Annotated in this window: 25 protein-coding genes and 1 riboswitch; of the genes, 14 read left to right on the forward strand and 11 right to left on the reverse strand. The window is 65.4% G+C overall.

Annotation, left to right across the window (positions count from 1 at the left end; genetic code table 11):
- Positions 1-113 precede the first annotated feature (113 nt).
- Complete coding sequence (locus WI560_RS21250) at positions 114-1,346, reverse strand: cyclic nucleotide-gated ion channel (protein WP_375304718.1); 1,233 nt, start codon at positions 1,344-1,346, stop codon at positions 114-116.
- A gap of 6 nt (positions 1,347-1,352) precedes the next feature.
- Entirely contained in the window at positions 1,353-4,034 is a 2,682-nt protein-coding gene (alaS, locus tag WI560_RS21255; RefSeq protein WP_375304719.1) for an alanine--tRNA ligase, read from the reverse strand.
- Positions 4,035-4,355: 321 nt separating this feature from the next.
- A riboswitch (glycine riboswitch) is annotated at positions 4,356-4,446 on the forward strand.
- Between the two features lie 141 nt (positions 4,447-4,587).
- On the opposite strand from alaS, the gene gcvT reads away from it, so the two are divergent.
- From gcvT to gcvP, 3 genes are all read left to right on the forward strand, one after another.
- Entirely contained in the window at positions 4,588-5,736 is a 1,149-nt protein-coding gene (gcvT, locus tag WI560_RS21260; protein ID WP_375304720.1) for a glycine cleavage system aminomethyltransferase GcvT, read from the forward strand.
- A gap of 9 nt (positions 5,737-5,745) precedes the next feature.
- Positions 5,746-6,114: a glycine cleavage system protein GcvH gene (gene gcvH, locus WI560_RS21265; protein WP_375304721.1), complete on the forward strand. Its 369-nt coding sequence runs from the start codon at positions 5,746-5,748 to the stop codon at positions 6,112-6,114.
- Positions 6,115-6,292: 178 nt separating this feature from the next.
- Positions 6,293-9,160, forward strand: coding sequence for an aminomethyl-transferring glycine dehydrogenase (gene gcvP / locus WI560_RS21270; protein ID WP_375308882.1), 2,868 nt, complete (start codon positions 6,293-6,295; stop codon positions 9,158-9,160).
- Between the two features lie 193 nt (positions 9,161-9,353).
- On the opposite strand, the gene recA is transcribed toward gcvP, so the two are convergent.
- Positions 9,354-10,442 carry a recombinase RecA gene (gene recA, locus WI560_RS21275; RefSeq protein WP_126260835.1) on the reverse strand — a complete coding sequence of 363 codons (1,089 nt, stop codon included), beginning with the start codon at positions 10,440-10,442 and terminating at the stop codon, positions 9,354-9,356.
- Positions 10,443-10,810: 368 nt separating this feature from the next.
- Here recA and WI560_RS21280 point away from each other — a divergent pair, with 368 nt between their 5' ends.
- Entirely contained in the window at positions 10,811-11,011 is a 201-nt protein-coding gene (locus tag WI560_RS21280) for a hypothetical protein (protein WP_375304722.1), read from the forward strand.
- Positions 11,012-11,155: 144 nt separating this feature from the next.
- Complete coding sequence (locus WI560_RS21285) at positions 11,156-11,323, forward strand: hypothetical protein (RefSeq protein WP_375304723.1); 168 nt, start codon at positions 11,156-11,158, stop codon at positions 11,321-11,323.
- 524 nt (positions 11,324-11,847) lie between these two features.
- On the opposite strand, the gene WI560_RS21290 is transcribed toward WI560_RS21285, so the two are convergent.
- The gene (locus tag WI560_RS21290; protein ID WP_375304724.1) at positions 11,848-12,105 is read right to left on the reverse strand and encodes a DUF2798 domain-containing protein; all 258 of its coding nucleotides are present in this window, start codon (positions 12,103-12,105) and stop codon (positions 11,848-11,850) included.
- A 344-nt stretch (positions 12,106-12,449) separates the two neighbouring features.
- On the opposite strand from WI560_RS21290, the gene WI560_RS21295 reads away from it, so the two are divergent.
- Positions 12,450-12,683, forward strand: coding sequence for a DUF6894 family protein (locus WI560_RS21295; protein ID WP_018316629.1), 234 nt, complete (start codon positions 12,450-12,452; stop codon positions 12,681-12,683).
- 23 nt (positions 12,684-12,706) lie between these two features.
- Here the strand turns inward: WI560_RS21295 and WI560_RS21300 are convergent, their stop codons facing one another.
- Together WI560_RS21300 and WI560_RS21305 are read right to left on the reverse strand one after the other, a co-directional pair.
- Positions 12,707-12,961: a hypothetical protein gene (locus tag WI560_RS21300; RefSeq protein ID WP_257196189.1), complete on the reverse strand. Its 255-nt coding sequence runs from the start codon at positions 12,959-12,961 to the stop codon at positions 12,707-12,709.
- A gap of 106 nt (positions 12,962-13,067) precedes the next feature.
- On the reverse strand, positions 13,068-13,367 hold the full coding sequence (locus tag WI560_RS21305; RefSeq protein ID WP_375304725.1) for a hypothetical protein: 300 nt from the start codon (positions 13,365-13,367) through the stop codon (positions 13,068-13,070).
- A gap of 321 nt (positions 13,368-13,688) precedes the next feature.
- On the opposite strand from WI560_RS21305, the gene WI560_RS21310 reads away from it, so the two are divergent.
- The gene (locus tag WI560_RS21310) at positions 13,689-14,153 is read left to right on the forward strand and encodes a PaaI family thioesterase (RefSeq protein WP_375304726.1); all 465 of its coding nucleotides are present in this window, start codon (positions 13,689-13,691) and stop codon (positions 14,151-14,153) included.
- Positions 14,154-14,258: 105 nt separating this feature from the next.
- Here WI560_RS21310 and WI560_RS21315 read toward each other — a convergent pair whose 3' ends face one another.
- Positions 14,259-14,552, reverse strand: a complete 294-nt coding sequence (locus WI560_RS21315; protein ID WP_164718979.1) for an HdeA family protein — start codon at positions 14,550-14,552, stop codon at positions 14,259-14,261.
- 182 nt (positions 14,553-14,734) lie between these two features.
- Between WI560_RS21315 and WI560_RS21320 the strand changes: the two genes are divergently transcribed.
- From WI560_RS21320 to WI560_RS21330, 3 genes are all read left to right on the forward strand, one after another.
- Positions 14,735-14,977 carry a PilZ domain-containing protein gene (locus WI560_RS21320; RefSeq protein ID WP_375304727.1) on the forward strand — a complete coding sequence of 81 codons (243 nt, stop codon included), beginning with the start codon at positions 14,735-14,737 and terminating at the stop codon, positions 14,975-14,977.
- A gap of 384 nt (positions 14,978-15,361) precedes the next feature.
- Positions 15,362-15,766 (forward strand): hypothetical protein, encoded by a 405-nt coding sequence (locus tag WI560_RS21325; RefSeq protein WP_375304728.1) that lies wholly within the window; start codon positions 15,362-15,364, stop codon positions 15,764-15,766.
- A gap of 102 nt (positions 15,767-15,868) precedes the next feature.
- Positions 15,869-16,201 carry a hypothetical protein gene (locus WI560_RS21330; RefSeq protein WP_375304729.1) on the forward strand — a complete coding sequence of 111 codons (333 nt, stop codon included), beginning with the start codon at positions 15,869-15,871 and terminating at the stop codon, positions 16,199-16,201.
- A 79-nt stretch (positions 16,202-16,280) separates the two neighbouring features.
- Here WI560_RS21330 and WI560_RS21335 read toward each other — a convergent pair whose 3' ends face one another.
- The 4 genes from WI560_RS21335 to WI560_RS21350 all read right to left on the reverse strand — a co-directional run bounded on the left by WI560_RS21335 (position 16,281) and on the right by WI560_RS21350 (position 21,287).
- Positions 16,281-16,637 carry a carboxymuconolactone decarboxylase family protein gene (locus WI560_RS21335; protein ID WP_375304730.1) on the reverse strand — a complete coding sequence of 119 codons (357 nt, stop codon included), beginning with the start codon at positions 16,635-16,637 and terminating at the stop codon, positions 16,281-16,283.
- A 10-nt stretch (positions 16,638-16,647) separates the two neighbouring features.
- Positions 16,648-19,872 carry an efflux RND transporter permease subunit gene (locus WI560_RS21340; protein ID WP_375304731.1) on the reverse strand — a complete coding sequence of 1,075 codons (3,225 nt, stop codon included), beginning with the start codon at positions 19,870-19,872 and terminating at the stop codon, positions 16,648-16,650.
- Entirely contained in the window at positions 19,869-20,864 is a 996-nt protein-coding gene (locus WI560_RS21345; RefSeq protein WP_257197878.1) for an efflux RND transporter periplasmic adaptor subunit, read from the reverse strand. The genes WI560_RS21340 and WI560_RS21345 overlap by 4 nt, the downstream gene beginning before the upstream one ends.
- A gap of 96 nt (positions 20,865-20,960) precedes the next feature.
- Complete coding sequence (locus WI560_RS21350) at positions 20,961-21,287, reverse strand: ArsR/SmtB family transcription factor (protein WP_375304732.1); 327 nt, start codon at positions 21,285-21,287, stop codon at positions 20,961-20,963.
- Positions 21,288-21,402: 115 nt separating this feature from the next.
- Here WI560_RS21350 and WI560_RS21355 point away from each other — a divergent pair, with 115 nt between their 5' ends.
- Genes WI560_RS21355 through ccoG form a run of 4 tightly spaced genes read left to right on the forward strand, consistent with a single transcriptional unit; the run spans position 21,403 to position 24,838 of the window.
- Positions 21,403-22,689, forward strand: coding sequence for an NAD(P)/FAD-dependent oxidoreductase (locus WI560_RS21355; protein ID WP_375304733.1), 1,287 nt, complete (start codon positions 21,403-21,405; stop codon positions 22,687-22,689).
- Positions 22,686-23,129 (forward strand): thioredoxin TrxC, encoded by a 444-nt coding sequence (gene trxC, locus WI560_RS21360; protein WP_375304734.1) that lies wholly within the window; start codon positions 22,686-22,688, stop codon positions 23,127-23,129. Before WI560_RS21355 ends, trxC begins: the two co-directional genes overlap by 4 nt.
- Before the next feature lie 28 nt (positions 23,130-23,157).
- Positions 23,158-23,361: a DUF2892 domain-containing protein gene (locus WI560_RS21365; protein WP_375304735.1), complete on the forward strand. Its 204-nt coding sequence runs from the start codon at positions 23,158-23,160 to the stop codon at positions 23,359-23,361.
- Positions 23,362-23,398: 37 nt separating this feature from the next.
- Entirely contained in the window at positions 23,399-24,838 is a 1,440-nt protein-coding gene (gene ccoG, locus WI560_RS21370) for a cytochrome c oxidase accessory protein CcoG (protein ID WP_375304736.1), read from the forward strand.
- Positions 24,839-24,977 lie beyond the last annotated feature (139 nt).

A 24,977-nucleotide genomic window follows, 5' to 3' on the forward strand; every position in this document is an offset into this window, starting at 1 on the left:
GCAATCCAGATCCCTCCGGGGGAACAGCCTGGATTGCTTCGTCGCAAGAGCTCCTCGCAATGACGGACACTGGCGAGCTTCAAACAATCGTCAGCTGACGGAATGCAGCGAGGCTAGTTGCTGCGGCGTCCACTCTCCTCCTCCGCCTGCGCCAGCTCGGCGAGCGCGAGGTCGCCGGTGTCGGCGAGCCTTGCCTTGGCGGTGGTGTGGACGTGGTCGGCGAGCGTCGGCATGCGCGCGATCAAGGCGTGAAAATCCTGGGCGTCGAGCACGAGCAGGCGCGTCTTGCGGGTCGCCGTCACCGTGCCGCTGCGCTTGGTCTTGTGGAGCAGCGCGATCTCGCCGAAGAAGGTGCCGTCGCTAAGGCGCACATGCTGGCTCGGCAGCGCGATCTCGACCTCGCCGGCGGCGATGAAATACATCGACGAGGCCGCATCGCCCCGCCGCACCAGGACCTCGCCCTGCTCGATGGTGCGGGCCCTCAGAAGCCGCATGATGTCGGCGATCTCCGCCGCCGACAGATGCGAGAACAGCGGCACCCGCGCCAGCATGCCCCAGGTGACGACGAAGTCGCGCCGCTTCACCTCTTCGGCGAATGCGGTGGAGATGATCGCGACCGGCAGCGCGATCATGGCAAAGCCGCTGACGATGGCGAAGGTGGAGATCAGCTTGCCGAGCGGCGTCACCGGCACGACGTCGCCATAGCCGACGGTGCCGAGCGTCACGATCGCCCACCACATCGCCTGCGGGATGGTGCCGAGTTTGTCCGGCTGCACGTCGCGTTCGATGGCATAGAGCAGCGAGGCGAAGGTCAGGACCGCGCCGATCAGGATGACGATGCAGCCGATCAGCGCCCGCCGCTCGGCATGCACGGCGGCGAGCAGCGAGCGCATCGCCGGGGAATAGCGGATCAGCTTGAAGAACGGCAGCACGCCGAGCGCCGCCAGCGTCGGGTGCTCGCCGGTGGCCAGCACGATGGCCGCAGGCAGGAACGCCATGAGGTCGATGAGGCCGAGCGCCGAGAAGGCATAGCCGAGCCGGTCGGACAGCGCCGAGGCCTTGCGCTGGGTGTGGCCGGCCACCGTCCACAGCCGCGCGGCATATTCCAGCGCGAACACGATCACCGAGAGGATGGTGATGCCCGCGAACAGCGCGCCGAACCGCGCGTCGAGCTCTGGCACCGAGGCCAGGATCATCGCAGCCACATTGAGCACGATGAGGCCGATGATGAGCTGGATGAAGCGCGACCCGGCCGAATAGGCCAGCGGGTCGTGCTCCAGCAATTCGTAGAGGCGATCCCTCACGTTGGGATCGCGAAGCCCACGTCCTCGCGGAACGGAGGACATGGCGACTTAAGCGCCTGCCATCGCTTTTTCGATCGCAGCTAATGCCTCGGTCGCCTTGGCGCCGTCGGGGCCGCCGGCCTGCGCCATGTCGGGCCGGCCGCCGCCGCCCTTGCCGCCGAGCGCCTCGGAGGCGATGCGGACGAGGTTCACGGCGTTGAAGCGCGCGGTGAGGTCTTGCGTGACGCCGACCACGATTCCGGCCTTGCCGTCCTCGGTGACGCCGACGATGGCGACGACGCCGGAGCCGATCTGCTTCTTGCCGTCGTCGGCGAGGCTCTTGAGATCCTTCATCTCGATGCCCTCGACCGCGCGCGCCATTAGCTTGACGTCGCCGACCTCGCGCACCGCCGAAGCCGCGCCATTGCCGCCGGCGGAGGCGCCGCCGCCCATCGCCAGCTTCTTGCGGGCGTCGGAGAGCTCGCGCTCGAGCTTCTTGCGCTCCTCCATCAGCGCGGCGATACGCGCCGGGACGTCGTCGAGGGAGGTGCGCAGCTCGTTCGCCGCGGTCTTCGCCAGCGCCATGGTGTCGTTGGCGTGCCTGCGCGCGTAATTGCCGGTCAGCGCCTCGATGCGGCGCACGCCGGACGCCACCGCGCTCTCGCTCGTCACCGTGATCAGGCCGATGTCGCCGGTGCGCCTGACATGCGTGCCGCCGCACAGCTCGACCGACCAGCCGAGCGCGTTGGCGCCGCGCTCGCGCGCCGTCCTGCCCATCGAGACGACACGGACCTCGTCGCCATATTTCTCGCCGAACAGCGCGCGGGCCCCCGCTTCGCGGGCCTCGTCGACGCCCATCACGCGCGTGGTGACCTCGTCGTTCTCCAGCACCACCTCGTTAGCGATGTCCTCGACACGGGCGAGCTCCTCCGGCGTGATCGGCTTCGGATGCACGAAGTCGAAGCGCAGCCGGTCCGGCGCGACCATCGAGCCGCGCTGGGCGATGTGATCGCCGAGCACCTGGCGCAGCGCCTCGTGAATCAGATGCGTCGCCGAATGATGCGCCCGGATCGAGGAGCGCCTAGTATGATCGACCTCGAGCTGCAGCGCGGTGCCGAGCTTCACTTCGCCGCTCTCCACCGTGCCGATGTGGACGAAGAAATCGCCGAGCTTCTTCTGCGTGTCGGTGACGCGGAACTTGATGCCGCCCTCGCCCGTCAGCACGCCGGTGTCGCCGACCTGGCCGCCTGACTCCGCGTAGAACGGCGTCTGGTTCAGCACGATCGCGCCGCTGTCGCCAGCCTTCAGGCTGGTGACCTCAGTGCCGTCCTTGACCAGCGCCGACACCACGCCCTCGGCGCGCTCGGTCTCGTAGCCCAGGAATTCGGTGGCGCCGAGCTTCTCGCGCAGCGGAAACCAGATCGCCTCTGACGCCGCCTCGCCAGAGCCCTTCCAGGACTCGCGCGCCTTGGCCTTCTGACGCTCCATCGCGTCGGTGAACGCGGCCTGGTCGACGCCGATGCCGCGCGACTTCAGCGCGTCCTGCGTCAGGTCGAGCGGGAAGCCGTAGGTGTCGTACAGCGTGAAGGCGACGTCGCCATCGAACATGTCGCCCTTCTTCAGGCTCGCGCTCTTCTCGTCCAGAATTGCCAAGCCGCGCGACAGCGTCTTGCGGAAGCGGGTTTCTTCCAGCCGCAGCGTCTCCTCGATCAGATTCTCCGCGCGCATCAGATCGGGATAGGCCTGGCCCATCTCGCGCACCAGCGCCCAGACCAGCCGATGCATCAGCGGCTCTTTCGCACCCAGCAGCTGCGCATGGCGCATCGCGCGGCGCATGATCCGGCGCAGCACGTAGCCGCGGCCCTCGTTCGAGGGCAGCACGCCGTCGGCAACGAGGAACGCGGAGGAGCGCAGATGGTCGGCAATGACGCGGAACGAGGCGACGTTCTGCTCGTTCGGCCCGCTGCCGAGCGCGGACGCGGTCGCGTCGATCAGGTGGCGGAACAGGTCGGTCTCGAACACGCTCTCGACGCCCTGGAGGATGCAGGCCATGCGCTCCAGGCCCATGCCAGTGTCGATCGAGGGACGCGGCAGCGGCTGGCGCTCCTCCTTCGTCACCTGCTCGAACTGCATGAACACGAGATTCCAGAATTCGAGGAAGCGGTCGCCGTCCTCTTCCGGCGAGCCCGGAGGTCCGCCCCAGATGTGCTCGCCGCGGTCGATGAAGATTTCCGAGCACGGACCGCACGGGCCGGTGTCGCCCATCGCCCAGAAATTGTCCGAGGTCGGGATGCGGATGATGCGGTCGTCGGAGAAGCCGGCGATCTTCTTCCACAGGCCCGCCGCCTCGTCGTCGGTGTGGTAGACCGTGACGAGCAGCTTGTCCTTGTTGAGCCCGAACTCCTTGGTGATCAGCTTCCAGGCGAGCTCGATCGCCCGCTCCTTGAAGTAGTCGCCGAAGGAGAAGTTGCCGAGCATCTCGAAGAAGGTGAGATGGCGCGCGGTGTAGCCGACATTGTCGAGGTCGTTGTGCTTGCCGCCGGCGCGCACGCATTTCTGCGAGGTGGTGGCGCGCTGGTAGGGCCGCTTCTCGACGCCGGTGAAGACGTTCTTGAACTGCACCATGCCGGCATTGGTGAACATCAACGTCGGATCGTTGCGCGGCACGAGGGGCGAGGACGCCACGATCTCGTGGCCGTTCTCGGCAAAGAAGTTCAGAAAGGTCGACCTGATCTCGTTGACGCCGCTCATGTTCATCCAATCGGGTGTGCTAAAGCATGATCCGGAAAAGTGCGAAGCGGTTTTCCGAAAAGATCCTGCTCGAACAAAGAGCCAAAGCGCGATGCTTTCATCGCGCTTTAGGACCCGCTTCTCGCCATCCAAACCGTAACGTTAAGGCTGATATCTGCGGGCCAAAGCGCTTTTAGACAAGGCCAGCTTTCCTGTCCAGAAACTGTGCAAGCAGATCAGAGGGTTGCCGCAGCCGCTCAATTCCGCTGCAATCCCGTTGATAGGGCGCGCGGACGCGTTGACAGGCTTGGCTGGCCTGTGGTCTGTACCCATCTGTATCGTACGGCCACGTCGGGAGAGACCGGCTTTAGGCAGCCGGCGCCGAAGGAGCAACCGCCCCGGAAACTCTCAGGCAAAAGGACCGCGTGGCTTTGACAGCATCTGGAAAGAGGCGCCGACGGGTCTAGACCCGGACTGCGTCCGCCGACGGGATAATACTCTCAGGCACAGCGACAGATGGGGCTTCGACTGGTTGTCTCGGGGAATCGTCCCCGGGGAACCGCCGAGGGCCCCCATGATGCTAGCGCACGACCAAGACTCCCTGAAACGGACGCCCCTTCATGGGCTTCATGTCTCCCTGGGCGGCAAGATGGTGCCGTTCGCGGGCTATGACATGCCCGTGCAATATCCCGCGGGCGTGTTGAAGGAGCACCTCCATACCCGCTCCAAAGCCGGCCTGTTCGACGTCTCCCATATGGGCCAGCTCGCGCTGCGGCCGAAGTCGGGGAGGATCGAGGACGCCGCCCGCGCGCTGGAGCGGCTGGTGCCGCAGGACATCGTGGCGATCGCGCCGGGACGGCAGCGCTATGCCCAGTTCACCAACGCGGACGGCGGCATCCTCGACGATCTCATGGTCGCCAATTTCGGCGATCACCTGTTCCTGGTCGTCAACGCCGCCTGCAAGGCGGAGGACGAGGCGCATCTGCGGGAGAATCTGTCCGACGACTGCATGATCGATCCCCTCGCCGACCGCGCGCTGCTCGCGCTGCAGGGCCCGAAGGCCGAAACGGTGCTGGCGAAATTGTGTGCAGCGGCGCCGTCCATGAAGTTCATGGATTCCGGTCCGCATGAGGTCGCCGGCATCAAGTGCTTCGTCTCGCGCTCCGGATACACCGGCGAGGACGGGTTCGAGATCTCGGTTCCATCAGGCGATGCAGACCGCCTCGCCAGGACGCTGCTGGACAATCCCGACGTGCTGCCGATCGGCCTCGGGGCCCGCGACAGCCTGCGGCTGGAGGCCGGCCTCTGCCTCTACGGCCACGACATCGACACCACGACCACGCCGGTCGAGGCCGCCCTGGAATGGTCGGTGCAGAAGAGCCGCCGCAGCGGCGGCCCGCGCGCCGGCGGCTTTCCCGGCGCCGACAAGATCCTCGCGCATTTCGACAACGGCGCCACCCGCCGCCGCGTCGGCCTGCGTGCCGAGGGCCGCGCGCCAATCCGCGAGGGCGCGCTGCTGTTTGCCGACGCCAATGCCGGCGAGCCGATCGGACAAGTCACATCGGGCGGCTTCGGCCCGAGCCTGAATGCGCCGGTCGCGATGGGCTACGTGCCGACCAAACTGAGCGCGCTCGGCACCAAGCTGTTCGCCGAGGTGCGCGGCCAGCGACTGCCGCTCGCCGTCGCCGCCATGCCCTTCGTCAAGAACACCTACAAACGCTGAGGATTCGAAATGACCACGACGCTGTACACCTCCGACCACGAATGGCTGGCGATCGACGGCGATGTCGCGACCGTCGGCATCACCGATTACGCGCAACAGCAGCTCGGTGACGTCGTGTTCGTCGAGCTGCCCAAGGTCGGCCGGAGCTTGAAGAAGGCGGAGGCCGCCGCCGTCGTCGAGTCCGTCAAGGCCGCCTCCGACGTCTACGCGCCCGTCACCGGCGAAGTGCTCGAAGCCAATGCCGAGCTCGCCGCCGAGCCGGCGCTGGTGAACTCGGACGCGCAAGGCAAAGCCTGGTTCTTCAAGATCAAAATTGCCGACAAAAGCGAGCTAGGCGGCCTCATGGATGAGGCCGCCTACAAGGCGCATACGGCGTGAGGATGAAGCTCGATCTCTCCACATCGTCATGGCCGGGTTTGTCCCGGCCGTCCACGGTCTTCTCACGGCACGAAGAACGTGGATGCCCGGGACATAGGCGAGCGAAGCGACGCCGTCCTTCAGACGGCTATGCCCGGGCATGACGGCGACGACAGAGGACCCAAAGCGAGGACCCATGATGACCGCGCACCGCAAGACCAACGGCGACACCGCCGCCAGTTTCGTTCGCCGCCATATCGGCCCCTCGGCGCCCGATGTCACCGCCATGTTGGAGGCCGTCGGCGCGAAAAGCGTCGATGCGCTGATGGCGGAGACGCTGCCGGCCTCGATCCGGCAGGCCGCCCCGCTCGATCTCGGCAAGCCGCTGAGCGAGACCGAGGCGATCGCGCATATGACCGAGCTGGCGCGACAGAACCAGGTCTTCACCTCGCTGATCGGCCAAGGCTATTCCGGCACCATCCTGCCCGCGGTGATCCAGCGCAACATTCTGGAAAATCCGGCCTGGTACACGGCGTACACGCCCTACCAGCCCGAGATCAGCCAAGGCCGGCTGGAAGCGCTGCTCAACTTCCAGACCATGATCTGCGACCTCACCGGGCTCGATGTCGCCAACGCCTCGTTGCTCGATGAAGCGACCGCCGCCGCGGAAGCCATGGCGCTGGCGGAGCGGCACTCGCAGGTCAAGGCAAAGGCCTTCTTCGTCGACAAGGACGTGCATCCGCAGACGCTGGCGGTGATGCGCACCCGCGCCGAGCCGCTGGGCTGGAGCCTGATCGTCGGCGATCCCCTCACCGATCTCGACAAGGCGGACGTGGTCGGCGCACTGCTGCAATATCCGGGCTCATCGGGCGCATTGCGCGACCTCAGGCCCGCGATATCGGCGCTGAAGGCCAAGGGCGCGCTCGCGATTCTCGCCGCCGACCTGCTGGCGCTGACGCTGATCGCCTCGCCCGGCGAGCTCGGAGCCGATATCGCGATCGGCTCGGCGCAGCGCTTTGGCGTGCCGATGGGCTATGGCGGACCGCACGCGGCCTATATGGCGGTGCGCGATGCGCTGAAGCGCTCGCTGCCCGGCCGCATCGTCGGCCTGTCCGTGGATTCGCGCGGCATGCCGGCCTATCGGCTCGCGCTGCAGACCCGCGAGCAGCACATCCGCCGCGAGAAGGCGACCTCCAATATCTGCACCGCGCAGGTGCTGCTTGCCGTGATCGCCTCGATGTATGCGGTCTATCACGGCCCCGAGGGCCTCTCGCAGATCGCGCGCAACGTGCATCGCCGCACCGCGGTGCTGGCGAGCGGTCTGCGCAAGCTCGGCTTTGCGCCGCAATCGGAGACCTTCTTCGACACGCTCAGCGTCGATGCCGGCGCCAAGCGCGCCGAGATCGTCGCGCGCGCGACCGCCGAGAAGATCAATCTCGGCGTCGGCGAAACCGCCTTGCGCATTGCGCTCGACGAGACCGCGTCGCCGGCTACGGTCGAAGCGGTCTGGCGCGCGTTCGGCGGCACGCTTGCCTACGCCGAGATCGACGCGACCACGCGAGAGGTGCTGCCGGAGGCGCTGAAGCGCACCACCGCGTTCCTCACCCATCCCGTCTTCCATGCGCATCGCTCGGAAACCGAGATGCTGCGCTACATGCGCAAGCTCTCAGATCGCGACCTCGCGCTCGACCGCGCCATGATCCCGCTGGGGTCCTGCACCATGAAGCTGAACGCGACCACCGAGATGATGCCGCTGACCTGGCCGGAATTCGCGACGCTGCACCCGTTCGTGCCGCGCGAGCAGGCCGCGGGCTATCACGCGCTGTTCGCGCGGCTGGAAAAATGGCTGTGCGACATCACCGGCTATGACGCGATCTCGCTGCAGCCGAACTCGGGCGCGCAAGGCGAATATGCCGGTTTGCTCGCGATCCGCGGCTATCACGCCGCGCGCGGAGAGACGCACCGCAAGATCTGCCTGATCCCCTCCTCCGCCCACGGCACCAATCCGGCGTCAGCCGCGATGGCCGGCATGGACGTGGTGGTGGTCGCCTGCGAGAAGAACGGCGATGTCGACGTCAATGATCTCCGCGCCAAGGCGGAGAAACATTCGAACGATCTCGCCGCAATCATGATCACCTATCCCTCGACCCACGGCGTGTTCGAGGAGCATATCCGCGAGATCTGCGAGATCGTGCACGGCCATGGCGGCCAGGTGTATCTGGACGGCGCCAACCTCAACGCCCAGGTCGGCCTGAGCAGGCCCGGCGATTACGGCGCCGATGTCAGCCATCTCAACCTGCACAAGACCTTCTGCATCCCGCATGGCGGCGGCGGCCCCGGCATGGGCCCGATCGGCGTGAAGGCGCACCTTGCGCCATTCCTGCCCGGACACCCGGCAACGCAGGCGGATGCCCCAGTCGGCCCGGTTTCGGCCGCGCCGTTCGGCTCGGCCTCGATCCTGACCATCTCCTACATCTACATCCTGATGATGGGCGGCGAAGGCCTGAAGCGCGCCACCGAAATCGCGATCCTCAACGCCAACTACATCGCAGCCCGCCTCGATCCGCACTTCCCGGTGCTCTACAAGAACGAGAAGGGCCGTGTCGCCCACGAGTGCATCGTCGATCCCCGTCCGCTGAAGACGACCTCAGGCGTCACCGTCGATGACATTGCCAAGCGCCTGATCGATTACGGCTTCCACGCCCCGACCATGAGCTTCCCGGTGCCGGGCACGCTGATGATCGAGCCGACCGAGTCGGAATCGAAGGCCGAGCTCGACCGCTTCTGCGACGCCATGATCGCGATCCGCAAAGAAATCGCCGAGGTCGAGGCCGGCCGCTTCAAGATCGAAGCCTCGCCCTTGCGTCACGCCCCGCACACCGTGCACGACATCGCCGATGATGATTGGAAGCGCGCCTATACCCGCAGCGAGGGCTGCTTCCCCCAGGGCGTCTCACGCACCGACAAATACTGGAGCCCCGTGGGCCGCGTCGACAACGTCTATGGCGACCGCAACCTGGTGTGCTCCTGCCCGCCGGTGAGCGACTACGCGCAAGCCGCGGAGTAAGCCGCGACGGAAGGTTTCGTAAGGCGGGCAAAGCGCAAGCATGCCCACCACCTTTGTATGCGGTGAAAGATGGTGGGCACGGCGCTGACGCGCCTTTGCCCACCCTACGCCAAAAAAGAAACGGGCACCGAAGACGTCGGCAACTCAACGTCCTCAGCGCCCGCTCCTCGCGAAAAACTTGGGTGTCTAAGATCTACTCGTCCGTCGGCTCCTCGCCGTCGGCATCGCGCTCGGGCGTGCCGGCCAGGATCTGCTCGGCGATCAGGCCGGAGTTCTGGCGGATCGCGGTCTCGATCTTGGCGGTGATGTCGGGGTTGGCCTTCAAGAACGCTTTCGAGTTCTCGCGGCCCTGGCCGAGGCGCTGGCTGTCATAGGAGAACCAGGCGCCAGATTTCTCGACGATGCCGGCCTTGACGCCGAGATCGAGGATCTCGCCCATCTTGGAGACCCCCTCGCCGTACATGATGTCGAACTCGACCTGCTTGAACGGGGGCGCCAGCTTGTTCTTGACCACCTTGACGCGCGTGGTGTTGCCGACCACCTCGTCGCGCTCCTTGATCGCGCCGATGCGGCGGATGTCGAGGCGGACGGAGGCGTAGAACTTCAGCGCGTTGCCGCCGGTCGTGGTCTCAGGCGAGCCGTACATCACGCCGATCTTCATGCGGATCTGGTTGATGAAGATGACCATGGTGTTGGACTTGTTGATCGAGGCCGTGAGCTTGCGCAGCGCCTGGCTCATCAGACGGGCCTGCAGACCCGGCAGCGCATCGCCCATCTCGCCCTCGAGCTCGGCCTTCGGCACCAGCGCCGCGACCGAATCGATCACCAGCACGTCCACCGCACCGGAGCGCACCAGCGTGTCGCAGATCTCCAGCGCCTGCTCGCCGGTGTCGGGCTGCGAGATCAGGAGCTCGTCGATGTTGACGCCGAGCTTGCGGGCGTAGACCGGGTCGAGCGCGTGCTCGGCGTCGATGAAGGCGCAGATGCCGCCCTTCTTTTGTGCTTCCGCGACCGTATGCAACGCCAGCGTGGTCTTGCCTGAGGATTCCGGCCCGTAGATCTCGACGATGCGCCCCTTGGGCAGGCCGCCGATGCCGAGCGCGATATCCAGCCCGAGCGAGCCCGACGACACCGCCTCGATGTCCATGGACCGGTCGTTCTTGCCGAGCTTCATCACCGAGCCCTTGCCGAACTGGCGCTCGATCTGGGAGAGCGCGGCGGCCAGAGCTTTACTCTTGTCCATGGAAGATCCTTCGACGATACGCAGGGCAGTGGCGGACATAGGTCGTGCTCCTTATGGCGAGGATTCGCGTGAGGGACAAACGGTTGCGAGGCGGCGCGGCAATAAAAGCAATGTACCCTATTTGTTCTAGGTTCGCAATATGTTCTTTCTGAAATTGGCGACTGTCCGTCCATTCCGCCCCAAACCTGAAATTGAAGACTTGATTTATTGCAACCCCACAACGATGATCCAAATTCAGGCCAGAAACGGTGCGGTTCCGCGCGGCGCTTTGGCGCCCGATCCATGTCGATCTTTAGTCAGCCGGCTTCGCCACGGGCTTTGTGTACACAACTGAACAGACGCCGTTCCGCTTATGGATCCTAATTGATCCTCACCCGCGCGGGACCGCGCACGGATAGGATCGTGCCATGTTCAAGCGGCGACGTTTCAAGCAACAACTGACCCTTCAAGACCGGCTCTCCGCATGGGTGAAGCAGGTCAAGGAGGACGCCGCCAGCCTGCCTCCCGGCCCCGAGCGGGACGCCCTGCTCAAGAAGGCGCGCCAGGCCGAAATGGCGAATCATCTGCACGACTGGGTCAAATCCCCCGGGCTGCAACCGCCGAAATAGCCGAGCGGCCCCGACGTCCTTGTCCGACCGAGCTCGACGCGCCCAATAGCGGTCGCCGTCATCGTTCCGCAATCGCATGGCACCGAACCTTTCGCGGTCTGGGGCCTTCTTCAGGATGAGACCGCAACTCTGGGGACCTCAGTCATGACGGACAACGAGCACCGCGAAACGATCAGGCGCAAACCTCTGCCGGAGGCGGCGCATGAGGAGATGATGAAGTTCGAGCGCACGGAAAACGAGTTCCGCAGGAAGGATCGCGAAGAGCGGGCCAGCGAGCTCCATCTTCCCCTGAATGAAATCAAGATCCACTAGGGCCTGCTGCGACCTGACCCGCAACAACTGACGCTTTAGCCGGTCGGATCAATCGACCGGCAAGAGCGCGTCATCGCAGGCCCTCCTTGGCGAGTCGCGAACGGCTGAGGTATCCAAACACCTCAATCAACCCACTGAAAGAACAGCAGAATTTCATTCACGCTACTGTGCATGGGGTTGTTTTCCCATTTTTTAGATTGGCCGCATGACGCCGCCCGCGATCATCGCAGGACGCGACTGCCGGCAGTGCCCGCCCTACAGCAGCGCGAGTAGCACGAGGCCGATCACCAGCACCACGAAGCCAGCCGCTGTCGCGGCGGCGAACGACCGCTCTACGTTATCCATGATGCCACCCCATCGTCGGCGTGCCACGTTTCCCCCATGGCCGCGCCGAACGGTCTGGAATCTTGCCGACCTGTGTGACCGCAGTTGTGCGAACGGATGTCGAAATTGGGACCGCTGCGGGGCCAGTCTGCGGCCTCAGTACAGGCCGGCAAACCTGCCGCCGGTCAGGCTGTGCTACTTCATGCCTGGCTGCCGGCGCGCGGATCCCTCTCTTCCCGGGTCAGGCGCAGCGCGAAGGCGCGGATCGCGGGCGCGGCCAGGAGCACGATCGGCAGCATCGCGGCCCAGGCGATCAGCCACGACGCCATCCAGTGGCCGAGGAAGATCGTCGCGCTGCCGGCGGGCAAGCTGGCGATCCCCGCCGCGATCAGCGAGGTCAGTCCGGACTGGATGATCCCGAACACGAAATGACTGTAGCGGCGGGGAATGCCGAGCATGACGGACCCATGTTGTTGGCCGTCATCACGGCAAGCAAGGCACATGCCGCCGCGTGCATCGGAAGCCGTTGGCGGGTCCGGCCTGCGTTGCGTCTCCCCCAGCGGCGCAAAGAACGCGACCGGATGGAGCCCAGGAACTCTGTTCTTGGTCGGAGAACCACGGGGTAACCTACCGTCAACCAACAGATTTTCCTCGTCGCGGGAATATGACCACGATCAGCATGTCTGCGGGCGGCGGCATCACCCGTAGCCGCCCGGAATTGATCTGACGCGGGTTTGGGATTGGACTGCGCGCGCCCGTGGCCTTGGGGGCGAGGCCGTCACGCGCGCGATCGGTGCCAGCCATGCCGCTCTATTTCTTTCGTATCCGGAATGGCCGTTATTCCGGCTGCGCCGACCAGGCGACGGAATTTGCCGATCGCGATTCGGCCTGGAAAGAGATGACCAATGTCTGCGCCGACATGACCGCCGGCATTGCGCGCAAGCTCCAGGAAAATTCCGAATGGCACATGGAGCTGCTGGACGAGGCCAAGGAGCCCGTCTTCCGGATCCGCATCGTCGCCGAAACCCTCGACTAGGAAGAGGCTCGAGCAGGCCGGCTTCAGTCCGCGCTGGGCAGCCGCCGCATGGTGAATTCGATGTCGCCGCCCGGCAGTTCGCGCCAGGTCTCGACCGCGCTCATATAGCCGGCCTTGGGGTAGCGGGCGAAGAACGCCTGGGCCCGTTCCCGCGCCGCTGCGCGCGGCAGCGTGAAGGTCTCGCGCAGATAGCCGTCGCCGAAAGTTGGGCCGGGCTTGCCGGCCGCCTTGCGCCGGCGCGCCATACGCTCGGCGAGATCCCGCGGACGATCGGCCATGTCCTGCCCTCCTCTACGCGCTACGCTCAGAGGCAAATGTAGGGCGCGAGCCGGCCGAAGAGGAGTCCTGTCCGAAGGCCTGTGCTGCCCCCGGACGAAGCTTTGGTCAGTTGGCGGCCGTGCCGCTCTTGGTCTTCTTCGGCGCGCTGCTTGCGGCCGATGCCTTCGGCGCCGGCTGCTTCGGCGGATCGGCGCGCATGCCGCCCCAGGGATCATTGGACGCCTTGGACTCCGGGATCTTCTTCAGCGTTTCCTTGTAGGCCTTCTCGCGCTCGGCCTCGACCGCCTTCTCCTCCGGCGTCTTGCTCGGGCCGTCCTGCATCAAATTGATATTGGGCAATTGCGCATAGGCAGGTCCCGCCAGCGCTGCCAGCAGCAGCACCGCCGCCATACGGAAAAGCTTCATCGTCTACTCCTTGATCATCCATGAGGCACAGGGGGGGCCCGCTAGGACCGGTCCGACCGGCACGATTTGGGCCCATGCAGCCAATCGTCCCAGATCGGGCCGCATCTGGTGCACCCGCTCAGCGCAAGGCCGAGCGCGATCATACCAAAGACGAGGACACACCGACGCAACATCATCCACCCGTTCCCAAGCGAGGCATCATACCGGGCCAAGTCAGGCATTTTCAAGCCGACGGGACCGCCGCGAGACCGGGTGACTTTGCGGCGCCGATGCGCTCACAATGGGACGAAACATCCGGCAATACAGGAGAGCGCGACAGCAATGCAAAGCCAGCCAGACGCCGAATTCGGCCTCACCGACGCCAGACGCATCCTCGGCGAGGTTTTTGCGCCCTGGGTCCAGGACCTCAACCTCGCGGTCGAGCGCCTCGAACACGCGCAGCCGGCGGACGCGCCGGACTGGCAGCCGGGCGCGCTGCTGCGCATGCCGTTCTCGGAACGGTTGTGCCGCCATGGCGGCGTGGTCTGCGGCCAGGCCCTGATGGCGCTCGCCGACACCGCGATGGTGATCGCGATCCTTGCGGCCAATCGTGGCTATCGTCCGATGACGACGGTCGACCAGACCACGCATTTCATGCGCGCGGTGTCCTCGTCGGACGTCCTGGCGGACGCGCGCGTGGTGCGGCTCGGGCGCACCATGAGCTTCGGCCGCGTCACGCTGCTGTCGGCGACCGACAACAAGCCGGCCGCGATGGTATCCAGCGCGTTCGCGATGTTGCCGGGCTGATCAAAAAGCGAGAGCCGCGCGCGCAAAGCGCACCGCGGCTCTCCATCACGGTCGCATCGAGACCCCAGCCGCGACTGCGGCCGGCGCTTCGGTCCGCTCTTCCAGCTACTTGCCGAGCACCTCGTCAGCCGCCGTGACGATGCTGGCGGTCGGATTCTTTCCGCAATAGGCACCAAACTTCTTGGCGTTCGCGATGAACACGTCGGTGTCGATGATCGCGTTGTCCTCGTCGCCCTTGTACCAGCCATCCATCCAGGTCAGCACGACCTGGATGTTGTCTTCGCCGCTCTCGAGGAACTGCTTGCAGCTCATGGTCGAAAGGTCCCATTTGACGGCGTGGGCGGGCATCGACGACAGCGAAAGCGCAGCGGCGAACAGAAGCGAAAGCGTGGTCTTCATCGGAATCTCCATCGGCGCCGTGACGCCATAAAAGAAAAGGTTGCAGGGAAATCGGCGGAGAGGCTCTCCGCTCGAACGTCGTAAACGAAGTCTGAAGCGCCGCGCGAGCAGCGCCGATATTGAGTTTAGTTCAACGTAATTTCTATGCATTACTCCACAATCATCGTGATGGACCGACGCCGATGATCGAGAAGCGTACAGCGCAGCGCTACCGTGTTTTCAAGGGTGGAACGATCACCTTCGAAAACAACGGCATCGCCTGCACGGTGCGAAACATGTCGGCGGGCGGCGCGGCGATCGACCTCGACGCTCCCGTCACGTTACCGCAATCTTTCACGCTCTCGATCGCGCGCGACGAGTTCGTGCGGAATTGTCGCACAGTTTGGCGCCGTGACAAGCGCGTCGGCCTCGCCTTTGTGCGTTAGCGCCCGCGATGTGAACGAGCGTTCGCATCGCATCCACAAGGCAATGATGATTGCGCGGCACGGCGACGACAACGCCAGCGCAGGCTTGCGGTCACCCGCGCGGCAGGCGCGGCCGCCTCGTCGTCGATCCCGCAAGTGAGGCGGCGCGGCCGCCGGCCCTGCGCCTGCCCCGAGGCAGCGGTCCGCGCCGGCACGGCTGGCCGCGATGACCAAAACCCTCATCGGCGCAATCCCCTTCCTCTGGGGTACAAACTCGCCCGCCATCGCGGAATAGCAAATGCCGCGGGTTCAAGGGCTTGTGGAGGCCTCAGCAAATCTTGATCGGCAAGGACTTCGCCCGACCGCATTCGTGCCTATCTGTCCGCCCGCAGGGGACTTTCACGGATGTTACGGATCATTGCTCTTGCGGCGCTGCTCGCCGGCGCGCTCGCGCTCGGTGCCTGCGGCTTTGCCGACAGCCGCGCGCCGGTGCCCGAGTTCATGCGCATCAAGGAGGCCGAGCACCCCCCGCCCGAAGCGCCTCCCGACGTCAAGCGTGTGGTGCGCGAGCAGATCGATGTGGTTTTCCTCGCCACCTCCTATCCGCGCGAGGTGCACGTCGCCCCGCCCCGTCGTGAGCTGCGCGGACCGGGCTGGACGGCTTGCGTGCGCGCCCAGCTCACCTCCGCGGCCGGCACGTCGCTGGGTGCCCAGACCTACATCGTGACGATCAACGGCGGGAAGGTCGTGGACCGCCGGCGGGCGGAAGCCGACGACATCTGCGGCACCGAGACATACGAGCCGGTCTAGGAACCGTCGCCGACCGACGGTTCCGGGAAAAACGAGCATTGCGGCGGGGAACGATCGCCGCCTCCCCTTCTTGTTACCGCCGAGGGCAGTTTCGAGGAGGACATGATGAAGACATTCACGATTGCGCTGTTGGCGGGCGTGGGCGCCCTGGCAGCCGTCTCGGGGGCGAGGGCTTCCGATATCTATACGACCAGCGAGTACACCGATCCGGATCTGGTTCAGCAGGTGCGGCTCGTCTGCGACGACGCCGGCCGTTGCTATCGCACGCGCAGCGGTTCGCGCGTGATCGTGCGCGATTCCTATAACTACATGCCGCGTGATCGCTACTATGAGCGCCGGACGTATCATCGTCACTACGATGACGGCCCGCGCGCCGGCGTCGGCATTCGCGCGCCCGGCGTCAGCGTTGGCGTGGGCGTCGGCGACCGCTGGTAATCCGTGAAGACGTGATGGTCGGGACCGGACGAGACGATTCGCCCGGTCCCGTTCGTATGCCCCTACGAGGTGACCGCCGTCATGCGGCGGTCGATTGTTGCTGGAACTGCTCGTACGCCGCGATCGCATCCGCGGCGTACATCAGCGAGGGCCCGCCGCCCATATAGACGGCCATGCCGAGCGTCTCCTCGATCTCTTCGCGGCTCGCGCCGAGCTTGACGAGCGCCTCGACGTGAAAGCCGATGCAGCCGTCGCAATGCGCGGCGACGCCGAGCGCCAGCGCCATCAGTTCCTTGGTCTTCTTGTCCAACGCGCCGTCACGCGTGGCAGCCTGGGCGAGTGCGGAAAATCCCTTCATCGTATCGGGAATGTCGCCTCGCAGCTTCTTCAGGTTGGCGGAGATGTTCCTTGTGATGTCGACGTAGTTCTTGTCCATCGGACCCTCGTTAGCTGGATTTGGCGGTGGTCGGAGCCGCCTCGCGCGGCGCGCGCAAGGCGACGTAGATCGCGGGAATCACCAGCACCGTGAGTAGCGTTGACGAGGCGAGCCCGAACAGCAGCGAGATCGCCAATCCCTGAAAGATCGGATCGAGCAGGATGGTCGCAGCCCCGATCATGGCCGCAAGCGCGGTGAGCAGGATCGGCTTGAAGCGAACCGCGCCGGCCTCCAGCACCACCTCGCGCAGCGACTTGCCGTCCCCGCCGCTGTGCCTGATGAAGTCGACCAGCAGGATCGAGTTGCGCACGATGATGCCGGCGAGTGCGATGAAGCCGATCATCGAGGTCGCGGTGAATGGCGCTCCCAGCAGCCAGTGCCCGATCAGGATGCCGATCAGCGTCAGCGGAATCGGCGTCAGGATGACGAGCGGCAGACGGAAGCTCCTGAACTGGGCGACGACCAGCACATAGATGCCGAGGATGGCCGCGCCGAAGGCGGCGCCCATGTCGCGGAAGGTCACCCAGGTGATCTCCCATTCGCCGTCCCACAGCAGCGTGGGGCGCGACTCGTCCGATGGCTGGCCGTGCAGGCTGATGGCGGGCTTCGGCAGCTTGCCCCAATCATGCGCATCGACACGATCGGCAACCGCGAGCATGCCGTAGAGCGGCGCCTCGAAGCGCCCGGCGAGCTCGGCCATCACCATGTCGGCGAAGCGGCCGTCCCGGCGGAAGATGGTCGGCGAGCCCTCTTCCATGGTCGCCTTCACGACCTGGCCGAGCTCGACCACGGTCTTGCTGCCGGGCACGGTGTTGGCCGGCACCGGCGTCGAAGCCAGCGCCTCGTCCCAGACCAGACCGCGCTTTCCGAGACGCACCGCGATCTCGATCGGGTTGCGGTCCTCGCCGCGGTGCGAATAGCCGATCGAGGTGCCGCCGAACAGCGTCTGGATCGTGTCGTAGACGTCGCGCTGCTCGACGCCGAAGAATTCGAGCCGGTCCTGGTCGATCGAGAGCCGCAGCCGCGGCCGCTTCTCGCCGATGGAATCGTCGATGTCGACGATGAACGGCACTTCGGCGAAGATCTTCTTGAGCTCGGCCGTCACCGCCCGGCGCGTCGTCGCATCCGGGCCATAGACTTCGGCGAGCAGCGTCGACAGCACCGGCGGCCCGGGCGGCACCTCGACCACCTTGATGCTGGTGCCCGCCGGCGGATCGAGCGCCTTCAGCTTCTCGCGCAGATCGAGCGCGATCTCATGGCTGGCGCGCTTGCGCTCGCCGCGCGAAGCCAGGTTGACCTGCACCTCACCGAGCTCGGGCCTCTCGCGCAGGTAATAGTGCCGCACCAGGCCGTTGAAATTGAAGGGCGCCGGCGTGCCGGCATAGGATTGCACCGAGGTGACCTCCGGCAATTGCCGTGCGATCTCGGCCGCGCCGAACAGCGTGCGCTCGGTCGCCTCCAGGCTCGCGCCTTCCGGCAGGTCGACGACCACGGCGATCTCGGATTTGTTGTCGAACGGCAGCAGCTTGACCGTCACCGACTTGGTCGCAAACAGCGTCATCGACAGCAGCGTCGCGATGCCGACGCCGAGCAGGAACAACCAGGCTGACCGCTTGCTCCGCACGATCGGCGTGGCGAAGCGCCGGTAAAGCCGGCCGAGCCGGCCTTCGTCGTGCTCCGCATGCGCCGAGGCAACCTCGCCCCTCGGCGCGAGCTTGAGCATCAGCCAGGGCGCGACCACCATCGCGACGAAGAACGAGAACAGCATGGCGGCCGACGCGTTGGCCGGGATCGGCGCCATATAGGGTCCCATCAGGCCTGACACGAACAGCATCGGCAACAGCGCGGCGACCACCGTCAGCGTCGCGACGATGGTGGGGTTGCCGACCTCCGCCACCGCCTCGATGGTGGCCTGCAGGCGCGGGCGGCCGTCGCGCATGGCCCAGTGCCGCGCGATGTTCTCGACCACGACGATGGCGTCGTCGACGAGAATGCCGATGGAGAAGATCAGCGCGAACAGGCTGACGCGGTTGATCGTGTAGCCCATGAGGTTGGCGGCGAACATCGTGAGCAGGATCGTGGTGGGAATCACGACGAAGGTCACCAGCGCTTCGCGCCAGCCGATCGCGATCGCGATCAGGACGACGATCGAGACGGTCGCAAGGCCGAGGTGGAACAGCAGCTCGTTGGCCTTCTCGTTGGCGGTCTCGCCGTAATCGCGCGTCACCGTCACCTGGACATCTTCGGGGATCAGGCGCGACTTCAATCCTTCGAGGCGCTCCGCGATATGCTCGGACACCACGACCGCATTGGCGCCGGCCCGCTTGGCCAGCGCCAGGCTGACGGCGGGCGTCCGCGCCCACTGCCCGGCGGTCCCGCGCGAATCCGTCCAGACCCGATGCTCGACGGTGCTCGGGCCGACGATGACGGAGGCGACGTCCTTGACGTAAACCGGCCGGCCGTCGCGGCTCGTGATCAGCAAGAGTCCGATGTCGGGGATGCCGGACAAAGTCTGCCCCGCCGCGACGCCCCGCACGATGCCGGCATCGCGAACCTGCCCGGCCAGGAACGAGCGGTTGGCGTCCTTGACCTTGGCCACGAGCTGCTGAAGCGTGACGCCGAACAGCGACAGCTTCTCCGGATCGGGCTCGACCCGGATCTGTTGCGCGGCGCCGCCGGATATGTAGGTCAGGCCGATGTCGTCGACCTTCATCAGCTCCGCGCGCAGCTTGTCGGCAAGCTCGTAGAGGTCCTTGTCGGTCCAGCGGCTGGCGACCTCGGGCTTCGGCGACAGCGTCAACACCGTCACCGCGACGTCATTGATGCCCCGCCCGACGATCAGCGGCTCGGGAATGCCGACGGGAATGCGGTCGAGGTTGGCGCGGATCTTCTCGTGCACCCGCAGGATGGCGTCCTCGAACTTGGTGCCGACCAGGAAGCGCGCGGTGACCATCACGCGGTCGTCCTCGGTCTGGCTGTAGACGTGCTCGACGCCGTCGATGCCCTTGACGATCGATTCCAGCGGCTTGCTCACCAGCTCTACGGCGTCGGGCGCGCGCAGGCCGTCGGCATTGACGCGGATATCCACCATGGGAACGCTGATCTGCGGCTCCTCCTCGCGCGGGATCGCCACGACGGCGATCAGCCCGACGACCAGCGCTCCGATCAGGAACAGCGGGGTGAGCGGCGATGCGATGGTCGACCTGGTCAACCGTCCTGACAGCCCGAGATTCACGGCCGCACCAATTGGTCGCCGGCCTGGATACCCGACAGGATTTCGAGGCCGTCGGGAAGCGACGGCGTCGGCACGTCGCGGCCGCGCTGCACCGGCACGTCGATCGCCTCGTCGCCCTTCCGGATCCGGACATAGTCGATACCGAACCGCGTTGTCACATAGCCCGCGGGAATGACGAAGGCTGTCCGCGTTCCGGCGGCGACCCAGACCCGCAAGCGGTCGCCAACGAAATATTCGCCGAGCCCATCGACCGTCGCATCCGCAATGACGCGCCCCTCCTCGATCTGGGGATAAACGAGGTCGACCACGCCCCATTTCGAGGCCTCTCCCGCCAGCTCCGCGCCATCGACGCGGACCTTGTCGCCCGCCTTGAGGAAGCGCGCGTGGCGCTCCGGCACGCGCAGCCGCAGCTTGAAATTCTGCTGGGCGACGGTGACGATGGGATCGCCCGCGAGCACGACGGATCCCACGGTGATCAGCCGTTTCAACACACGTCCGTCCGCCGGCGCGAGCACCTGTCCCTGGTTGAGCTGCTCGTTGATGACGGCACGTTCGGCGGTCTTGGCCCGCAGCCCGTTCTCGGCGACGTTGAGCGCCGTGCGCTGCTCGTCCAACTTGATCCGCGGCAGGATACCGCGCTCGACCAACCCCTCGGTTCGGGTGAAGTCGAGTTGCGCCTGGTTGGCCTGCGCCTGCAGTGCCTCGATCTGGGCGTCGAGTGATTTCATTTGCAGCACGAGCTTCTCGTCACCGATGGCCGCGATCGCCTGGCCGGCGGCAACGCGATCCCCTTCCCTGACATTGAGCTGGGCCACCGTGCCGCCGATGCGTCCGCGCGCTGGCACCACGCTGGTGCTTTCGACCGTGGCGAATACCGCCTTTTCGTCCGCGGTCGATTGCCGCGCGACCACGAGTGTCTCGGCTGCCGTCGCCGGTGTTGCAGACAAGCCTGTCGCCGCGAAAGCAGCCAGCAGGCCAAAATATTTCGCCATACATCGCATGGGATTTTTCCGTGTCACGACCAAAGCATCACCACGCCGCAGCGCAGCTCATTTCATCTGCATGGGAGAGAAGCGTGTTGATCCTGGTCAAGGCGCCCTTCCCCGAACTCTCGTAGGTTTGTTCCTGGCGGGCTTCGGTGCGCAGAATGCCTGGTAGAGCGTCTTCAACACCTCACGCGCCGGCTCGCTGGCGATCGAATAAAAGATCGTCTGCGCGTCGCGCCTGGATGCGACCAGGCCATCCTTGCGAAGGAGCGCAAGATGCTGGGAGACCGTGGAGTCGCGCAGGCTGAGGAACTCGGCCAGCTCGCCGACCGACCGCTCGCCGTCGATCAACTGACAGATGATGAGCAGACGGTGACGGTTCGAGAGCGCCTTGAGCAGCACGCTCGCCTGATCCGCCGCCCGCTCCATGACTTCGCTATCTATTTTCATACTTGCGTATATACAAAAATACGAATATATAGTCAAGCGCTGCATGACGGCCGGAGCTGAACTGGCGGAGCGGCTTGGTCCAACGGAGGTACCCATGGCGGAAGTTGTCGTAATCGGAGCCGGTCTGAGCGGAACGCTGATGGCCTATGAACTGCTGCCCCAGTTGCGAAAGGAGGATCGCGTCAGCGTCATCTCGCAAGGCGCGGTCTATCATTTCGTGCCCTCGAATCCCTGGGTGGCCGTCGGCTGGCGCAAGCGCGAAGAGATCGAGATCGATCTCGCAGATGTCATGAAACGCAAGGGCGTGCGGCTGCTGACGCAGGGCGCAAAGCGCGTCCACCCCGGAGAGAATCGTGTCGAGCTCGGTGACGGCACGTCGATCGACTATGATTATCTGGTCGTCGCGACCGGCCCCGAACTCGCCTTCGACGAGATTCCGGGTCTCGGGCCGCAGGGCCATACCCAGTCGATCTGCCACGTCGATCACGCCGCACATGCCCGTGACGCGTTGGAGAAGCTCGTAGCCAACCCCGGTCCGGTCGTGATCGGTGCCGTGCAGGGCGCCTCCTGCTTCGGGCCGGCCTACGAGTTCCTGTTCATCCTGGAAACGGAATTGCGCCGGCGGAAGCTCCGTGACCGGGTGCCGATGACATTCGTCACCTCGGAGCCCTATATCGGCCATCTCGGTCTCGACGGCGTCGGCGATACCAAGGGCCTGCTGGAACGCGAGATGCGCGAGAAGCACATCAAGTGGATCACCAATGCCCGCGTCGACAATGTCGCTCCTGGCTTGATGTCGGTGGAGGAGTTTGCCGACGACGGTACGTCCCGCAAGGCTCATGAGCTGCCATTCGCCTATTCGATGATGTTGCCCGCCTTTCGCGGCGTCGAGGCGGTGCGCGGCATCGAGAAGCTGACCAATCCGCGCGGCTTCGTCATCGTCGACAAGCATCAGCAGAACCCGGCCTTCCCCAATATCTTTGCAATCGGCGTCTGCGTGGCGATCCCGCCGCTCGGTGCGACGCCGGTGCCGGTCGGCGTGCCCAAGACCGGCTTCATGATCGAATCCATGGTGACGGCGACCGCGATCAACATCGGTGCCCTGCTCCGTGGCAAGGCGCCGACGGCGCAGCCAACCTGGAACGCGATCTGCCTCGCCGATTTCGGCGATTCCGGCGTCGCCTTCCTCGCGCAGCCGCAGATTCCGCCGCGCAACGTCAATTGGTCTTCAAAGGGCGAATGGGTGCACTTCGCCAAGGTCGCTTTCGAGAAATACTTCCTGCGCAAGATGCGGCGCGGCGAGAGTGAGCCGTTCTACGAGCGCTTCCTGCTCGACCGGCTGAACATCGCCAAGATCAAGGAGGTCCGAACCGGCACATGAGCACGACACGCCAGATCGTCTGCGGACATTGCGGACGCATCAACCGCCTGCCCGCCGGGCGCGCACCGGAAGGTGCGCGCTGCGGCGCCTGTCACCAGCCGATGTTCACGGGCCAACCGATCGACGTGGACGAAGCCGCCTTCGGCCGTCATGTCGCCAGCAACGACATTCCCGTGCTCGTCGACGTCTGGGCACCATGGTGCGGACCCTGCCGCGCCATGGCCCCGATGTTCGCACGCGCGGCGCAACAGCTCGAGCCCGGCGTGCGGCTGTTGAAGCTGAACTCGGACAATGCACCTGCTCTGTCGTCGCAGCTCAACATCAGCGGCATTCCGACGCTGCTGCTGATGCGCGGCGGCCGGGAGATCGCCCGCCATTCCGGCGCGATGGATGCGCGCAGCATCGTCGCCTGGACCGAAGCCAACTTGACCCGTTCGTAACGTCGCAAGATCAAAAAAGGAGCCTGCCATGAATGTCGATAAAGCCGTCCTCGCGTTTGCGGGGTTCGTCGTCCTGCTCGGTCTCGCACTGGGCACCTATGTGAATACCTATTGGTACCTGCTGACGGCCTTCGCCGGACTCAACATGCTGCAGGCCTCGTTCACGGGCTTCTGCCCCGCCGCCATCGTGTTCAAGAAGCTGGGCCTGAGCAGCGGCTGCGCGTTCTCCTGAACGCGCGGACGCAGCCTGTAATGCGGGGGAATTTGCCATGACCGACGACACCTTCATCGAGGGACCTCTCTACGAGAAGCGCAGAAAGGTCTATCCGCAGTCGGTCCACGGGCCGTTCCGCCGCATCAAATGGGCGATCCTCTGCGTCACGCTCGGGGTCTACTATCTCCTGCCGTTCGTGCGTTGGAATAGAGGCCCCGGGCTGCCCGATCAGGCCGTGCTGATCGATCTGCCGCATCGCCGCTTCTATTTCTTCTTCATCGAGCTATGGCCGCAGGAGGTGTATTATTTCACCGGCCTGCTCATCCTCGCCGCGATGATGCTTTTCCTGATGAACGCGGTCGCGGGACGGCTGTGGTGCGGCTATCTCTGCCCGCAGACGGTGTGGACCGACCTGTTCTACGCCGTCGAGCGCTGGGTCGAGGGCGACCGCCGCGAGCGCATGCAGGGCGACAAGCACTACTGGACGTTCGACCATATCCGAAAGGTCGCGCTGAAGCATTTCCTCTGGATCATGATCGCCTGGTGGACCGGCGGCGCCTGGGTGCTCTATTTCGACGATGCGCCGACGCTGGTGAAGGAGCTTGCGACCTTCCAGGCCCCGTTCATCGCCTATCTCTGGATCGGCATCCTGACTGCGACGACCTACGTCTTCGCCGGCCATGCCCGTGAGCAGATGTGCATCTACATGTGCCCGTGGCCGCGCATCCAGGCGGCCTTGACCGACGAATGGGCACTCAACGTCACCTATCGCCGCGACCGCGGCGAGCCGCGCATGTCGGTGAAGAAGGCGGAAGCTGCCCGTGCGCAGGGTGGCCTCGCCGGCGACTGCGTCGACTGCCACCAGTGCATCAACGTCTGCCCGACCGGCGTCGACATCCGACACGGCATCCAGCTCGGCTGCATCCAGTGCGGCCTGTGCATCGACGCCTGCGACAACGTCATGCGCGAGATCGGACGTCCGCAAGGGCTGATCGGCTACGACACCGACATCAACATGCAGCGCCGGCGCGAGGGCAAGCCGCCGATCTATCGCATCGTCCGTCCGCGCACGGTGATCTACACCGCAGCGATCGCCATCGTCGGCAGCATCATGCTGTACACGCTCGCCACGCGCGCGACCATGGACGTCAACGTGCTGCACGAGCGCAATCCGCTGTTCGTCCAGCTGTCGGATGGCGGGGTCCGCAACGACTACACCGTGCGCATTCTCAACAAGGGCGCACAGCGATCGTTTGCAATCGAGGTCTCCGGGCTGCCCGGCGCGACCATTCGCGTTGCCGGCATCGAGGCCGCTCCCGGGGCCAAGCCCGTCGTCGAGGTCGGGCAGGACCAGACCCGCGAGGTCCGGCTGTCGGTGCAGGTCGGGCCCGCCGACCTGCCGAAGACCTCGCGCGATCTCGAGGTCACGATCACCGATACCGCTGGCGGCGGCCGGGCAAGCGCCCGGGATCATTTCTTGCCGGGCGACAAGTAGGGTTGGCATTGAGCATCCGGCAACGGATGCTCAATGAGACGTTAACATTACCGTTCGAATTGAAACGGCGCGCCAACGGTATTTTCCAATCTTTGCGCTAAGCATGGCCCCGTGACGCGGCACTTGCCCGCGTGAACGG

The sequence above is a fragment of the Bradyrhizobium sp. A11 genome (genome assembly GCF_042077125.1).
GTDB lineage: Bacteria > Pseudomonadota > Alphaproteobacteria > Rhizobiales > Xanthobacteraceae > Bradyrhizobium > Bradyrhizobium japonicum_B.